Raw genomic sequence first — 15,189 nt, 5'->3', positions numbered from 1 at the left:
CAAAATTACCAAGGCTTAACTGTGCCTGTGATTTCCGAAACGCTCTTGATTCCGTTTTTGTCGAGCCATTCGTTCATACCGTCGGCAATCTTAATAGGCGCATACGGATCCGTAAAAAGGACAGTACCGATTTGAAGTGCGGTTGCGCCTGCCATCATCATCTCGATTGCATCCTGCCAGCTTGAGATACCGCCCATACCGATAATCGGAATTTTAACTGCGTTTGCAACCTGCCAAACCATTCTTACTGCAACAGGGAAAACTGCAGGGCCGCTCATTCCGCCTGTGTTGTTGCGGATAATCGGTCTGCGTGAGTTGATGTCGATACGCATACCTGTGAGCGTGTTAATCATTGAAATTGCGTCTGCACCGTTTGCCTCTGCCGACTGTGCGATTGATGCAATGTCGGTAACATTTGGGCTGAGCTTTACGATAAGCGGTTTTTTGCAATACTTTTTGACAGCCGCAGTAATTGCACCTACGGATTCACAGCTTGTGCCGAACTGTACTCCGCCGCTCTTGACATTAGGGCATGAGATGTTGAGCTCAATCATATCAACATCGGTTTCGCTGAGTTTTTCAGCCATTGCACAATAATCTTCGGGAGTGTTGCCGGCAATGTTTGCAATGATAACCGTATTCTGCTTTTTGAGCCACGGCAAATCCTCATTGATAAAAACATCAACACCGGGGTTTTGAAGTCCTACTGCATTCAAAATGCCTGAAGGAGTTTCGGCTACTCTCGGAACAGGGTTGCCGTCACGGCGGGTAAGTGTGATACCCTTGCATGAAATACCGCCGAGCTTTTCAAGGGGATAAAGCTCTGAATATTCCATACCGAAACCGAATGTTCCCGATGCGGCAATGAGAGGATTGTTAAATTCCACTCCGCAAACTTTTACAGATAAATCAGCCATTGAAAACTACCTCCTCAGCATTGAATACGGGGCCGTTTTTGCAGACATGCTGCATAATTTCTTCACCGTTTTTTCTTACCTTTACTGCGCACACAAGGCATGCGCCCATTCCGCAGGCCATTCTCTCCTCAAGAGAAATCTGACACGGCTTTCCTGCCTCTTTGCAAACATCGGCAATAGCCTTGAGCATCGGGGTAGGACCGCATGCACAAACCTCGTCAACCTCTGAGATTTTTTCTTTGAGAACATCTGTTACAAAGCCGTGGATTCCCGCACTTCCGTCATCTGTTGTCAGCACAAGTTCTGCACCGGCTTTCTTGAAATCGTCCTGAAGAATAATAAGGTCTTTGTTTCTAAAGCCTGTGATAACAAGCGGATTTTCACACTGCTTTGCTGTGTAGAGCATCGGAGGAACGCCTATACCGCCGCCGATAAGGCAATAACGCTTGCCTTTTTCAATCTTAAAGCCGTTGCCGAGAGGAGCGAGAATATCAACGCTTTCGCCATTTTTCATCTCGGACATAATTTTTGTTCCCTCACCCTTTACCTGATAAACAAGGCGGAGAACACCGTTTTCGCTGTCACAAACCGAAATAGGTCTGCGCAGAGTTTTTGAAGGCACATAAACATGGGCAAACTGTCCACACTTTGCAAGCGGAGCAAGCTCGTCATTTTTTACCCTCATATCAAAAATGCCGTCTGCAATCTGTTCGTTTGACAAAAGTTCAAACTTCTGAACATCATACTTTTTCATAATATCATTCCTTTGGTTAGCTTTATTTATATAAAATCAATTCATAACAAATCAATTTCCAATCGGAGTGTCCCTGCATTGCGGACAAAAGTGAACATCTCATCACATCGCTGTTAATCAACATATTCAAGTTCAACAGTCAGCACACCTAACTCATCCTTGCGATAAACATAACAGCTTTCCGCAAGCCTTGGTGAATAACCGTTAATCTCATTAGCCTCTGAAACCCAGTTATAAAGATAGCCGTCATTCATCATCCTGTCATACATATAATTGAAATCGGTGTTCTTATCAACAACAATGCTGAAATATTCATCTCCGTTTTTTGCAGCATTTGCAATAGCTTGGCTTACATCATCGGCATTATCTGGATCCGAAACAGTCGGGTACTTATAGTTAAAATAGTTGTACTTTTCAGCCGTACACTTTGGAACATAAAAATTGCACCATGTAGCAACGCTCAAATAAGTTTGTGAATTAAGCTCGGAATACTTATATGACAGCTTATGATCCTTGAACATAAGGTCATCGGTTAGGTTAAAATAATCGTTTTCCGCATAATTATTTTCGCCGTCGGTATCATTCCATGTAACATCAATTTGGTACCAATCGCCGCTGATTTTTACACCGTTCCATGCGTGATTGTCTGAATCGGCTGTTCCCGAAAGTAATACGCAGTCAATATTCGCCTTGTTGCACAAAAGCTGAAAGGCTCTTGCGTAACCCTCACACACGGCTTTACCGTCAACCAAGGCGCCGTAGGAATCGTTCTCGTTGCCCTCAATATTCTCTGTCTGTGCCGCCGCATCATCATATTTGCAGTTTTCAATTATATAGTTGTTAATGTATTCTTCTCTTTCAAAATCATTTCCCGAAGGTAGTTTTTTCAAAGCAGAAGTAACGGCAGTATCAAATTTTTTCTTGGCGGCTATAAGCTTATCATTTTGAACAGTATAATCAAGCTTTACGCTTGTTGTGTCACCATACGGAACAAAAAGACTTGACCCCTTGAGCCAAAAAGTTTCGGGGTGGTCGTTTTTGTATGCCTCAACAGCTTGTGTAATCTGATAATCGGAAAGCGAGCCTGTTGTTGTAATGTTCGGTGCATACACTGTGTCAACGCTCTTTGCAATTCTCATATACAGTTCTTTTACATAATCATCGGTAAGCGTCTCGTAGGCATAATCGGTTTTTACATCTGCATAATCCTTGTCGTTTTCAACATCTTGTGCGCTCGGAGTTGTAACGGATTTTTCTATGATAGAGCTTCTCTTTGGTTCACTGCTTTCGGAATCATCCGTCAACGAACATGAACAGCCGAAAAATGCAACCGCACAAGTCATTAAACAAACTAAGGCAGTTTTATATATTTTCAAAGAATCATCTCAATTTTATTTTAAACTATTTATTCCGTATACGGAATACGGCAGCAGCCAAAGTTGACTGTCGCCGTATGGATTTGTCATGTTCTATTTTACTTTATTTTCGCCTTGCAGTCAATGTTATAATCAATCATGCAGCATTTAATTAATATATTCAAGTTGAAATGTTATCAAATTAGACTTTTCATCATAAAGCATATTGCAAGTATCATTCAACTTTGGTGAATCAGAGTTAATTTGGTTAGCCTTTGTAAGCCAATCATACATATATCCATTCCGCACCTCATCATACACATCATCGTAATTTACATTTTCATCTACTATAACTACGAAATACTCTTCTCCGTTCTTTGCCGCTTTTGCAATTGCTGTGCTGACATTATCGGAATCATCAAGATTAGATACTGTAGGATATTTATAATTATAACAATAGTTGTGATAATTGTATTTCTCAGCAGTACATTTTGGAACATAGAAGTTACACCAAGATTCCAAATTCAAAAAAGATTCTGCATCAATCTCCGAGTATTTTGGAGACAGCGTGTGCTCCTCATACATAAGACTGTCGGTAAGATTAAAGTACTCATGTGAATCATAAATAAAATCATCAACATCGTCCCAAGTAACATCAATCTGATACCAATCTCCGCCAATCTTCACGCAATTCCATACATGATTGTCTGAGTCAACGATTCCCATAAGTTGTATGCAATCAATATCAGCCTTATTACACAAAATCTGAAATGCCTTTGAGTAACCCTCACATACTGCCTTACCATCAACAAACACACCATAGGCATCGTTTTCATTGCCCTGAACCTCCTCAGATTCAGCCGCTTCCTCATCATAATCACAATTATTAATTATATAATTATGTATATATTCTTCTCTTTCACATTCAGTGCCATAAGGGACACTTTGGGAAATAGTATCAACTGCAGTATTAAACTCTTTTTTTGCAGTAACAAGTTTATCACCGCTCATAGTATATGTAAGCCAAATTCCTGTTTCATAATCATAATTTTCGTATTCATAGTAACTTTTAAGCCAGAACACTTCAGGGTGGTCATTTTTATACGCTTCCACAGCCTGTGTCATTTGATATTCACTAAGATTCCCTTCAGCGTAAAATGACGGTTCATATTCGGAATCAATATTATCACTTATTTGATTGTACAGCTTTTTCACATAATCATCAGTAAGTGTGCTATAGGCATAATCTGTTTTTGGTTCATTATACACACACGGCTCTGTCGGTTTAGGTTTAGATGTTGTTTTTACACTTGTACTGCTTTTTTCGGAAGTAGTTACAGGTACACTCGATTCGTTGTTATCATCCTCAAGCAATGAACACGAACAGCCGAAAAATGCAACCGCACAGGTCATTAAACAAACTAAGGCAGTTTTATATATTTTCAAAGAATCATCTCAATTTTTGTTTTGGATTATTTATTTAATATACAGAATACGGCAGCAGTCAAAACTGACTGTCGCCGTATGGATTTGTCATGTTCTATTTTACTTTATTTTCGCCTTGCAGTCAATGCAAATTTGAGCATTAAACTACTTTCCCGTAACATGGGTATCACCGAAAACCTCGGCATAAACATTGTTGTCGAGAATCATTCTTGAAACGGTAAAGAGGTTGTTGCATCTGTCATTGAGTTCGTCAATATCATCCTTGCCCTTTGCGCCCTTGAAAGCGGTGTATTCGCCTGTTGACGCATTGTATTTTCCGTTCTGGGAAATCCAGCTTCTGTCGGCAAACACAACGAACGGTTCTTTGTTTCCGAAAACATCCGTACCTGCCAACATTCTGCTGTCATATTCAAGACCGAGCATATTTGAAATCGTGGGCAGAATATCAAGGCTTGAACAGTATGTGTCAACCTTGACGGGCTCTTTCATTGAACCGCTCCACAACAGCCATGCATTTTTGTACTGTTCAAAGGTTGTGTCAACCTTGTGACCCGCAAGTTCGGACACACCGTCAAATTCATCAAGCGAATACGGATAATGGTCGTCCGTAAGGCAAATAAGGGTGTTGTCAAGCTTGCCTGCTTTTTCAAGTCTTGCAAGAAGATATTCCATTGCCTTGTCAAGCTCAATGTTTGCGGCAAGATAGCCCTTGACCTCATCGCTGTATTTCAGGTCTTTTACAAGGTCTGCGTTGCGTTCGCTCATGGTGTTGTATGAATATCCGCCGTGACCGCTGACCGTCATATAATAAACGCTGAAGCTGTCGGAATTTATGTAATCGTCAACAGTTTTCTGCATCATCTTGAGGTCGGAATTCGGCCACACATTTTCACCGAGGTCAAGACCTTTTCCGATTGCAGAATAGTCATAGCCGATATTTGTAAGGTACTTGTCCCTGTCGTAGTAATCATAGGTGTGATTGTGGTAAGCGTTAACTGTTTTGTAACCAAGTTTTCTGCTCTGCTCACCGAGAGTGAACGGGAAGCTGACATTATTTTCGGCTGACTTTGAAAAGCTCCACACACCGGATTTTGGAATCAAGCCTGTAAGATTTGCATATTCACCGTCAGTTGTGCTTACACCCCACGCAGGCGAATAGTAATTTTCAAATTGGAATCCCTCGTTATACATTTTGTAGAGCGTAGGAGTCAGATCCTTGTCAATTGCATACTGCGAAAAGCTTTCGGCTGTAATGAAAATTATGTTGTAGCCCTTGAACATACCCGTGTATTCGTTGGTATAGCTCGGTTCTTCGCTGTCAAAATATTCATAAAGCGACTTTAACTCATCATTATTTGTATTCTTTGTAAGCTTTGAAAAATCAGCACTCATAATCTGAGCTTTCTGCTCTGTTTTTGTAATTTCATCGGCAGTCGATTCTTTATTTTTCGGCTTGCTGTTTGTGCGTATATTCGCTTTGTAACCGAACATAAGGCGGCTGATGTCAAGCCTTTGCATTGTGTAAAGTCCGTAGCGTTCACACACGGCAACCTGTTGCAATTCACCGTAATAAAGATTGTAGTTGCTCTTTGTGTCGGAAGAATCACGGTCAATGCCTACCGCAAGGACAGTTCCGATCTGAAAAACTACCGCAATCAAAAGTACAATCAGCTTACCCTTTAACTTTACTTTTGAAAAGTCAAACAGCTTTCCGCCGAAAATTATAAAGAAAGCAAGCGGAACAAAAAGTAAAACAACAAACACGATTCTGCTTGTTATCGCAGTCATAATCATATCAATTGAATTGAATGCCTGCCCTGCACCGCCGTTTGTAACGCTGCTTACAACAACCATTGTGCCGAAAACATTATAGTATATCATCTGCACACCGTACCATATCGTCAGCACAGCCGTGAGTACGGTTGCAATCCCTCTGTTTACCCCTCTGCGTTTTGAAAAAGAACACAACAAAACAAGTACCGCCGAAAGCACGATTGTGAACAGGAATGTGAAAGCAAAACCGCCGAGCACATCAAATCCCGACGCAATTTTAAGGTCGGTTTCAAGCCATAGAATCAAAAGCGGAAAGTACGCAAAAAATGCGACTCTCTTTGCAAAGCCATGACTTTTTTCAGGCTTTCTGTAGTAGTCAAAATTTGAAGTTCCGACTTTTACGGCAGGCTGTCCCACATAGTGATTTCTTCTTGAAAATCCGCTGTTTGTACCGTCTGAATATGTCATTTAATTCTCCTTTCTTTTTCAATGCAGTTATTAAGTAGATTATAAAACGAAAACGCCGCCATTGCAATGACAAATTTAACCAAAATTCGCCCTATATGACACATTCGGACTTTTTATATATTGAAACAGTTGACCTTTTGTAGTATAATTATAGTTTAATGAGAGGCTTGTGTGAAAAGCTATGCAAATTGCGGTTTTGAACAAGGCTTCTTAATTTATGTATTATTATGAAAAGGAAGATTTTTATGGCAAAGAAACAGTTTAAATCAGAGTCAAAAAGACTTCTCGACCTTATGATTAACTCAATTTATACTCACAAAGAAATTTTTCTTCGTGAGATTATTTCAAATGCAAGCGACGCTATCGACAAGCTTTGCTTCATTTCTCTTACCGATGACAAGGTCGGTCTTGACAGAGGCGATTTCAAAATCGTTTTAAAGCCCGACAAAGAAAGCCGTACTCTTACAATCACGGATAACGGTATCGGCATGAACAAGGATGACCTTGAAAACAACCTCGGCACAATCGCATCCTCAGGCTCACTCAAATTCAAGCAGAGCATGGAAGAAAAGCAGGACGACATTGACATTATCGGTCAGTTCGGTGTTGGTTTCTACTCGGCATTTATGGTTGCAAAGAAGATTACCGTAAACACAAAGAAGTACGGCGAGGATACGGCATATTGCTGGCAGTCAAGCGGTGCAGACGGCTACACAATCAGCGAGATTGAAAAGGAAAATGCCGGCACAGAGATTATTCTTGAAATCAAGGATAACACAGACGATGAAAACTATGACGAATTTCTTGAGCAGTACAGAATACAGGGACTTGTCAAGAAGTATTCCGACTACATCCGCTACCCGATTGTTATGGATATGACAAAGAGCAGAGTTAAGGAAGAAACCAAGGACAGCGACAAGCCCGAATATGAGGATTATACGGAAACCGTAACACTCAACAGCATGATTCCTCTTTGGCAGAGAAGAAAGAAAGATGTTACTCAGGAAGAATACGACAAGTTCTACAGCGAAAAATTTATGGCTATGGACAAGCCACTTAAAACTATCGTAACTTCTGTTGAAGGTGTTGTAACCTACAAGGCATTGCTCTTTATTCCGTCTGTTGCTCCTTATGACTACTACACAAAGGAATACAAAAAGGGACTTCAGCTTTATTCAAGCGGTGTGCTTATTATGGATAACTGCGAAGAGCTTTTGCCCGAGCACTTCCGTTTTGTAAAGGGTATTGTTGACAGCGCAGACCTTTCGCTCAACATTTCAAGAGAAATGCTCCAGCATGACCGTCACCTCATTACAATTGCTCAGAACATTGAAAAGAAGATTAAAAACGAGCTTACTTCAATGCTTCAGAATGACCGTGAGAATTACGAAAAATTCTTCAACGCATTCGGCAGACAGCTTAAATACGGTGTTGTTTCGGACTACGGTATGCACAAGGAAGAACTTCAGGACCTTATTATGTTCTATTCTTCAAGCGAGAAAAAGCTTGTTACGCTTTCGGAATATGTTGACAGAATGAAAGAAGACCAGAAGTTCATCTACTTTGCAACAGGCGAAAATGCCGCTGCAATCGACACACTTCCGCAGACAGAGCTTATCCGCTCAAAGGGTTACGAAATTCTTTACTGCACAGAGGAGATTGACGAGTTTACTCTACAGTCACTCATGACATATAAGGAAAAGAAATTCTGTTCGGCAATGAACGATGACCTCGGCATTGAAACCGAGGAAAATAAAGAGGATGAAGAAAACAAGGACGCACTTCTTACATTTGTTAAGGAAACACTCGGTGACAAGGTTGCAGAGGTTACCGCATCAAAGAAACTTGTTTCACATCCTGTTTGCCTTACGGCAAAGGGCGGCATTTCATTTGAAATGGAAAAGTATTTTAACTCAGTTCAGCCTGATGCAAATATGAAGGCTCAGCGTGTGCTTGAGCTTAACCTTTCACATCCTGCCGTTAAGAAGATGGAAGAATTTATCAAGAGCGATGTTGACAGAGCAAAGAAGTATGCCGAGGTTCTCTACAGCCAGGCACTTCTAATCGCAGGACTTCCGCTTGAAAATCCGTCCGAATACACAGACCTTGTCTGCTCAATTATGTAAATTTACCGATTTCCGCAATTCAGTAAGGGCGCTCATTGGGCGTCCGCAGGAGCATTGTACGCTCCTTTACATAAATCACACATACATTCTCACATTTCATACCCGATTTCCGACCAAAACGGAAATCGGGTGTTTTGTTTTTGCAGAAAATTCCGCAAAATCTTTTGCAATAATATTGATATAATTTTTGCGTTGTGATACACTGATTTCAGTAAAAGTTTTTTCGGAGGCGGACTTGATGAAACATTACGATGAAAAGCAAATGCAGGAAAATATTCTCTATCTTGAGGCACTTTCGGAGCAATATCCGAACATTCAGTCGGCGGCGGCAGAGATGATTAATCTTCACGCAATCCTTGATTTGCCAAAAGGTACCGAACATTTTCTTTCCGATATTCATGGTGAGCATGAGGCATTCAGACATATTCTCAACAACGCATCGGGTTCAATCAGAGAAAAGATTGACGACCTTTTTTCAAATACTCTCACATCCGAACAGCGTGCCGAGCTTGCAACGCTGATTTATTATCCAAAGGAAAAACTCAGTGTTTACAAAAGCGAAATAACCGACATTGAAGAATGGTACAGATTAACACTCATAAGATTGCTTGCAATCTGCCGACACATTTCTTCAAAATACACACGAAGCAAGGTTCGTAAAACTCTGCCAAAGCATTATGCCTACATCATTGAGGAGCTTATGTTCGGTGATTCCGGCAAAAAAGACCGTGAAACCTACCACGAAAATATTCTGCACACAATTATTGAGGCAGGACAAGCCGATGTTTTCATACTCTCGCTTTGTGACACGATAAAAAGACTTATTGTTGACAAGCTCCACATTGTCGGCGACATTTTCGATAGAGGTGCAAGACCTGACATTGTGCTTGACGACCTTATGATGCACCACGGTGTTGACATTCAGTGGGGCAATCACGATATTCTTTGGATGGGTGCGGCATCGGGCAGTATGGCTTGCATTGCCGCTGCACTTAACAACGCATTTTCATACGGCAATCTTGACACAATCGAGGTCGGCTACGGAATAAGTCTGCGTGACCTCTCGCTTTTTGCAAAGGATGTTTACGGCGGCGGAAATGTTGAACGCTTTATGCCGAAAGGTCCTTTTGCGGATTCGCCCTACACCTCAAACGATCCGTTGCTTGTTGCCGATATGCACAAGGCGATTGCCGTTATTCTCTTTAAGCTTGAAGGTCAGCTTGTCAGCCGCAATCCTAACTTTAATATGAGCGACAGGCGATTGCTTGACAAGATTGATTTTGAAAATGCGACCGTAACTGTCGGCGAAAAGAAGTATCCGATTTCCGACACCTTCTTCCCCACAGTTGACCATGACTATCCATATGAACTGACAAAGACGGAAAAACGGGTTATGGAACAGCTTAAAAATGCCTTTATGGCAAGTGAAAAGCTGAAAAGACACATTGATTTTCTGTTTGCCAAGGGCGGAATGTACAAGTGTTGCAACAACAATCTTTTGCTCCACGGCTGTATTCCGATGAATAAGGACGGCAGTTTTATGGAATTTGACACGGGCAACTGTGTGCTTTCGGGAAAAGCATTGCTTGATGAGCTTGAAAAGATTGTTCGTCAGGGACACTCTGCCCCCGAAAATTCTCCCGAAAGGCAAAAAGGCAACGACTATATGTGGTATCTCTGGTGCGGAAAACATTCACCGCTTTTCGGCAGAGAAAAGATGTGTTCGTTTGAGCGTTTCTTTATTGACGATTCCGAAACTCACACGGAAACACGCAACCATTACTACACGCTCTATCACGATGAAGACGCCTGCGTGAAGATTTTGAAAGAATTCGGTCTTTCGGAAAATCACGGTCACATAATCAACGGTCATGTTCCCGTTATCCGCAAAAAGGGCGAAAGTCCGATAAAGGCTAACGGCAAGCTGATTGTGATTGACGGCGGATTTTGCAGAGCATATCAGGACAAAACAGGCACGGCGGGCTACACTCTTGTCTATAATTCCTACGGTATGCGAATTGTCACCCACGAACCCTTTGCGGGAATTGACAACGCAATCAAATCAAACAAGGACATTCTCTCAACAACAAAAGTTTTTGACACCTCGGAAAACCGAATCCGTGTTGCACAAACCGATGACGGTCAGACAATCCGTAACCGCATTGAAGGACTTTCAATGCTCCTCTGCGCCTACCGCAACGGTGTTCTGAAAGAACAGTAATTTAAAGGAGAATTGTTATGTTCAACTGCATTAAATCATTTTCCTACAAAATGAACATTTCTGCCAATCAGGTTTCTAACGCTTTAAGAATAAAGGCTTTGGGCAATACAAAACCCGATACACCAAAAATTGCAGGCAATTTTTTTGCGAACAAATTCACAATTCATCTTTCAAAAAATCACCCATTTGGCGGACCTGACAACCAATCTCCCGATTTTGACGGAACTGTTGAAAACTCAGCAAACGGCTCGGTTCTGACATTAAAAATGAAATCATTGAAATATCTGCTTTTACCGATACCTTTTATGATTTTCGTGCTGTTTTTGGCAGGTCTTTCAATATACGATTATTTTTGTAATGAAAACTTAGCATCGCTGATATTCTCAATTGTTCCGATATTACTGTTTGCAGGTGTGTGGATTTTAATATTCACAAAGCTTAATCGACAATATAAGAAAATGAAGAATTTTATTGAGGAATTTTTCAAAGACAATATAATTATGCAATAAAAACCACCCGTCCAACGGGTGGTTTGCTCTAGGGCTATAAGCCCATGCTACCGGTCAGCGCCCTTTTCAGGTGTGTAAAACACTTATCACAGACAGACCGTTTTCCGTTAATCTTGAATTTATAGCCCTGTAATGGTAAAATTATCCTATAAACTCAGAAACGGAGATATTATGATGCACAAATTAAAAGTCAGAGCAAATCATACGGTATATATCATATTTGCCGTTTTGTCATTGTTTTCCCTGACACTTATATTTAATGACAATATATGGTTTGACGAGGCGTACACGCTGTCGCTGATTCAGCACAATTATTCAGACATAATCAATATTCTGAAATCCGATATGCACCCACCGCTGTATTTTTTGTCGCTGAAAACATTTTGTTGCATCTTTGGATACTCAATAACAGCAACAAAAATATTTTCGGCAATCGGTTACATTGCAACGCTGTTTTTGGGATGCACAATCATAAAAAAGCACTACGGCAGTAAAACATCAATAATTTATATGCTGACTGTCGGAGCTGTGCCAATGATGCTCTATTTCAGCGTTCAGCAAAGGTCATACTCATGGAGCATATTTTTTGTTACATTATGCTTTATTGAGTCCCTGCTTTTTATAGCAAACAAAAAGTTTCATCACTGCATTTTATTTGCTATAGCAGGACTTGGGGCTGCATACAATCACATCTACGCACTTCTTGCAGTTGCAATTATCTTTGCTTTTGCAAATATATATCTGCTCATTAAAGACAGAAATTTGTTCAAGCGTGTTATTATTGCAGACCTTATTATGGTGGCAGGATATTCATTTTGGATAATTCCTCTTTTAAATCAAACAAAATCAGCCTCAAGTAATTTTTGGCTCAGCGGAGTTGAACCGTTGTCTGTAATTGTATTCATATCGGGCATAGCAGTATCTGCACTTGTTCTTATGAAAAAGAGCAACCGAAAATTGTGTGTAATTTTCGCAGATGTCTGCGTTATGGGGATTCAAATAATCGGGTTGTTCGTAACCGTTTTTATACGCCCGTTTTACATTGCAAGATACAGCGTTGTAATTCTCGGTATCTTTGCAATTCTCGTTGCTTTCGGCGTAAAAGATATAAAACCAAAGCCGAGCAAAGTAATATGCACCCTGCTTTGCGTTGTAAATATCGGCTGTCTTGTTGCAACAGGATTGTTTGAATATAATCCGTCAATGACAAATTTTCGTGAAAGATTCAGTTCTCAACAGTCAGAATCAGACACTTTTGTTTACTGCGACAGTGCATTCGGAATTATGTCGTATTATTATCCGAACAACACCCACCTTTGCACCTACAAAGAAAACTGGTTTGAGGCATTTGAAAATGTTGAATATATAAACAAAAATGAAATTGCAGACAAAGTTGACCCAAATCATAAAATTTGGTTTGTAAAAAATGAACTCACAAAAATGCCAAAATGCATTAAAAGTAATTTCAAGTATAAAAAGATTGATTCTTTCCAATGTGACTTCAATAAATTTGACCTATATTTACTTATTCTAAAGTAAATATAGGTCTTTTGTTTATGGTATAAATGCAGAAATTAAAACTAATTTGCCTCTTATTTTCTGCTTTCGTAGTCCTTGTCTATCTCATCACTCCAAGACGATGAAAGCGGTCTGCTTTTTCTGAAATTGCACACGGTTTTCGATACTGCGTCAAAAACAACAGCTGTACCCTGACCGTCAGCGTGATAATTAACGGAGCGGTCGGAATTGATTCCAAAATGCTTAGCGGTTTCAACAGAATCAATGTTAGCTCCGATAAAAAGAAATTCCCAGCCGTAGCGATTTTTCTGACGCTCAATCATTTTCTTGACCTTATTGCTTGAATAGATACGGCTTGCGTTCTCCATTCCGTCGGTCATTATCACAAACAAGGTGTGTTCGGGAACATCTTCTTCTCTTGCATACTTATGAATGTTGCCAATGTGATGAATTGCACCGCCGATAGCGTCAATGAGTGCAGTTGAGCCACGAACCGTATAATCGTTTTCAGTCATTTTTGAAATTTCAGACAATTCAACCCTGTCGTGAAGAACCTCGGTTTCGTGATCAAACAATACGGTTGAAACATAGCACTTGCCGTTCTGTCTGCGTTGCTTTTCAATAAGCGAATTAAATCCGCCGATTGTGTCCTGTTCAAGTCCTGACATTGAACCGCTTATGTCAAGAATGAATACCAACTCTGTAATGTTGTTTTTCATAGTTGTTACCTCCAAAAGTAATTAAGTTTTTTATCTTGACTTAATCATATAACTTTCGGGATAACATATGGTCGCCTGAAATGCGACATTTACTGACCCAACAAAACTTGGTCAAATTCAAATAAAGCCTCGTTTACAGTAAAAATATCATACTCGCCCTTTTGAATAAAATATTCAATGATAACATCAAATTTATTCGAGTGCGAAAGTGCATAGCCGGCCTTTTGGAGCATTTCTTTAGTTTCATCAAGCGACAGTTCAAGTGCAACGGCAAAGGCAATTGCGGTAGTTTTCTTAGGTTTATAGTTGACATTGTTTCTTATTTTAGAAAACAGCTTGCGGTCAACATTCGCCTTTTTATAACACTGAGAATCCGTAAGACCTTTTTCGTCAATTTTACGCAAAAGCATCTGAGAAAAGCTTTCATCAAGCTGATTTACAACATCAGCTAAATTCAAAGCTGCGGTTTGCATTGGATAAGTCTCCGGCTGTCTTAAAAGACGGGATAATCCACGACTGCGGTTGTCGGAATAGTTCGTTTCAACATAGTGTTCGTCAATGTATTCGGCAATATCACGAACAAGCTTTTTGCTGACACGGAATCCGTCTTTGTCAAACACAACAATATAAACGAGCATATCGTTGTCTGCAAGAAATTTACAGATTTCGTTGATTGCCACCTGTAATGCCTGTTCTTTCGGATAGCCGTAAACACCCGATGAAATCAAAGGAAAGGCAACCGATTCGCATTCATAAGTCTTTGCAAGCTGCAACGAGTTACGATAACATGACGAAAGCAGTTCTTCCTCATGATAATTTCCGCCTTGCCATACAGGGCCGACCGTGTGAATAACATACTTGCAGGGCAGTTTGTACGCACCCGTAATTTTCGCCTCACCCGTTCTGCAACCGCCAAGTTTTCTGCATTCATTAAGCAATTCGTGCCCCGCCGCACGGTGAATCGCACCGTCAACACCGCCTCCGCCAAGCAACGAACTGTTTGCCGCATTAACAATTGCGTCACATTTCATCTTAGTTATATCATTCCGAACAATCTGCAACGGCATAATAATCACCCTTTAAATTCAGAATTTTAATGTTTTATTACTCTGATATTAATTATATAGCACCTCTCAATTAAATTCAATGCAAAATTAAATAGTATGGTTTGCATTTTAACAACAAAACAAGCGACAGCTTAATTCGTTGCCGCTTGTAATTCTCATATATTTTGTTTTTTCGGGTTACCCCAACTATTGACATTGAGCCGATAAAAAAACAGAGTAGTCAAAAGACTACTCTGTAGTGGCTCCCCCAACTGGGCTCGAACCAGTGACATCATGATTAACAGTCATGCGCTCTACCGACTGAGCTATGGAGGAA

11 protein-coding genes and 1 tRNA gene are annotated in these 15,189 nt (G+C 40.5%); 4 read left to right on the top strand and 8 right to left on the bottom strand.

What is annotated here, in order from left to right; translation table 11 throughout:
* Positions 1-5 precede the first annotated feature (5 nt).
* The 5 genes from WMO31_RS09320 to WMO31_RS09300 form a co-directional block, all read right to left on the bottom strand.
* Positions 6-917 (bottom strand): dihydroorotate dehydrogenase, encoded by a 912-nt coding sequence (locus WMO31_RS09320; protein ID WP_367999587.1) that lies wholly within the window; start codon positions 915-917, stop codon positions 6-8.
* Entirely contained in the window at positions 910-1,671 is a 762-nt protein-coding gene (locus WMO31_RS09315) for a dihydroorotate dehydrogenase electron transfer subunit (protein WP_367999586.1), read from the bottom strand. The genes WMO31_RS09320 and WMO31_RS09315 overlap by 8 nt, the downstream gene beginning before the upstream one ends.
* Before the next feature lie 113 nt (positions 1,672-1,784).
* Complete coding sequence (locus WMO31_RS09310; protein ID WP_367999585.1) at positions 1,785-3,047, bottom strand: transglutaminase domain-containing protein; 1,263 nt, start codon at positions 3,045-3,047, stop codon at positions 1,785-1,787.
* Between the two features lie 147 nt (positions 3,048-3,194).
* Positions 3,195-4,472 carry a transglutaminase domain-containing protein gene (locus WMO31_RS09305; RefSeq protein ID WP_303829341.1) on the bottom strand — a complete coding sequence of 426 codons (1,278 nt, stop codon included), beginning with the start codon at positions 4,470-4,472 and terminating at the stop codon, positions 3,195-3,197.
* A 144-nt stretch (positions 4,473-4,616) separates the two neighbouring features.
* Complete coding sequence (locus WMO31_RS09300) at positions 4,617-6,713, bottom strand: LTA synthase family protein (RefSeq protein WP_367999584.1); 2,097 nt, start codon at positions 6,711-6,713, stop codon at positions 4,617-4,619.
* Between the two features lie 245 nt (positions 6,714-6,958).
* Here WMO31_RS09300 and htpG point away from each other — a divergent pair, with 245 nt between their 5' ends.
* The 4 genes from htpG (at position 6,959) to WMO31_RS09280 (ending at position 13,108) form a co-directional block, all read left to right on the top strand.
* Positions 6,959-8,839, top strand: a complete 1,881-nt coding sequence (gene htpG, locus WMO31_RS09295; RefSeq protein WP_021883495.1) for a molecular chaperone HtpG — start codon at positions 6,959-6,961, stop codon at positions 8,837-8,839.
* A 238-nt stretch (positions 8,840-9,077) separates the two neighbouring features.
* Positions 9,078-11,060, top strand: a complete 1,983-nt coding sequence (locus WMO31_RS09290) for a fructose-1,6-bisphosphatase (protein WP_117839225.1) — start codon at positions 9,078-9,080, stop codon at positions 11,058-11,060.
* A gap of 17 nt (positions 11,061-11,077) precedes the next feature.
* Positions 11,078-11,569 carry a hypothetical protein gene (locus WMO31_RS09285; RefSeq protein ID WP_367999583.1) on the top strand — a complete coding sequence of 164 codons (492 nt, stop codon included), beginning with the start codon at positions 11,078-11,080 and terminating at the stop codon, positions 11,567-11,569.
* Between the two features lie 171 nt (positions 11,570-11,740).
* The gene (locus tag WMO31_RS09280) at positions 11,741-13,108 is read left to right on the top strand and encodes a glycosyltransferase family 39 protein (protein WP_367999582.1); all 1,368 of its coding nucleotides are present in this window, start codon (positions 11,741-11,743) and stop codon (positions 13,106-13,108) included.
* Positions 13,109-13,161: 53 nt separating this feature from the next.
* Here WMO31_RS09280 and WMO31_RS09275 read toward each other — a convergent pair whose 3' ends face one another.
* The 3 genes from WMO31_RS09275 to WMO31_RS09265 form a co-directional block, all read right to left on the bottom strand.
* Complete coding sequence (locus WMO31_RS09275; protein ID WP_367999581.1) at positions 13,162-13,806, bottom strand: vWA domain-containing protein; 645 nt, start codon at positions 13,804-13,806, stop codon at positions 13,162-13,164.
* Between the two features lie 89 nt (positions 13,807-13,895).
* Entirely contained in the window at positions 13,896-14,873 is a 978-nt protein-coding gene (locus tag WMO31_RS09270) for an O-acetyl-ADP-ribose deacetylase (RefSeq protein WP_367999580.1), read from the bottom strand.
* Between the two features lie 239 nt (positions 14,874-15,112).
* Positions 15,113-15,188: transfer RNA gene (locus WMO31_RS09265), tRNA-Asn, on the bottom strand.
* Position 15,189: the final 1 nt, after the last annotated feature.

The sequence above is a fragment of the Ruminococcoides intestinale genome (assembly GCF_040095935.1).
GTDB classification, from domain to species: domain Bacteria; phylum Bacillota; class Clostridia; order Oscillospirales; family Acutalibacteraceae; genus Ruminococcoides; species Ruminococcoides intestinale.
Note: the sequence above shows the minus strand (reverse complement) of the source record. Positions and strands in the feature narration are given on the sequence as shown.

Bases quoted from the DNA above. Each gene is read 5' to 3' on its own strand.
- WMO31_RS09320 (WP_367999587.1), bottom strand. From the start codon at position 917: ATGGCTGATTTATCTGTAAAAGTTTGCGGAGTGGAATTTAACAATCCT.
- WMO31_RS09315 (WP_367999586.1), bottom strand. From the start codon at position 1,671: ATGAAAAAGTATGATGTTCAGAAGTTTGAACTTTTGTCAAACGAACAG.
- WMO31_RS09300 (WP_367999584.1), bottom strand. From the start codon at position 6,713: ATGACATATTCAGACGGTACAAACAGCGGATTTTCAAGAAGAAATCAC.
- htpG (WP_021883495.1), top strand. From the start codon at position 6,959: ATGGCAAAGAAACAGTTTAAATCAGAGTCAAAAAGACTTCTCGACCTT.
- WMO31_RS09290 (WP_117839225.1), top strand. From the start codon at position 9,078: ATGAAACATTACGATGAAAAGCAAATGCAGGAAAATATTCTCTATCTT.
- WMO31_RS09285 (WP_367999583.1), top strand. From the start codon at position 11,078: ATGTTCAACTGCATTAAATCATTTTCCTACAAAATGAACATTTCTGCC.
- WMO31_RS09280 (WP_367999582.1), top strand. From the start codon at position 11,741: ATGATGCACAAATTAAAAGTCAGAGCAAATCATACGGTATATATCATA.
- WMO31_RS09275 (WP_367999581.1), bottom strand. From the start codon at position 13,806: ATGAAAAACAACATTACAGAGTTGGTATTCATTCTTGACATAAGCGGT.
- WMO31_RS09270 (WP_367999580.1), bottom strand. From the start codon at position 14,873: ATGCCGTTGCAGATTGTTCGGAATGATATAACTAAGATGAAATGTGAC.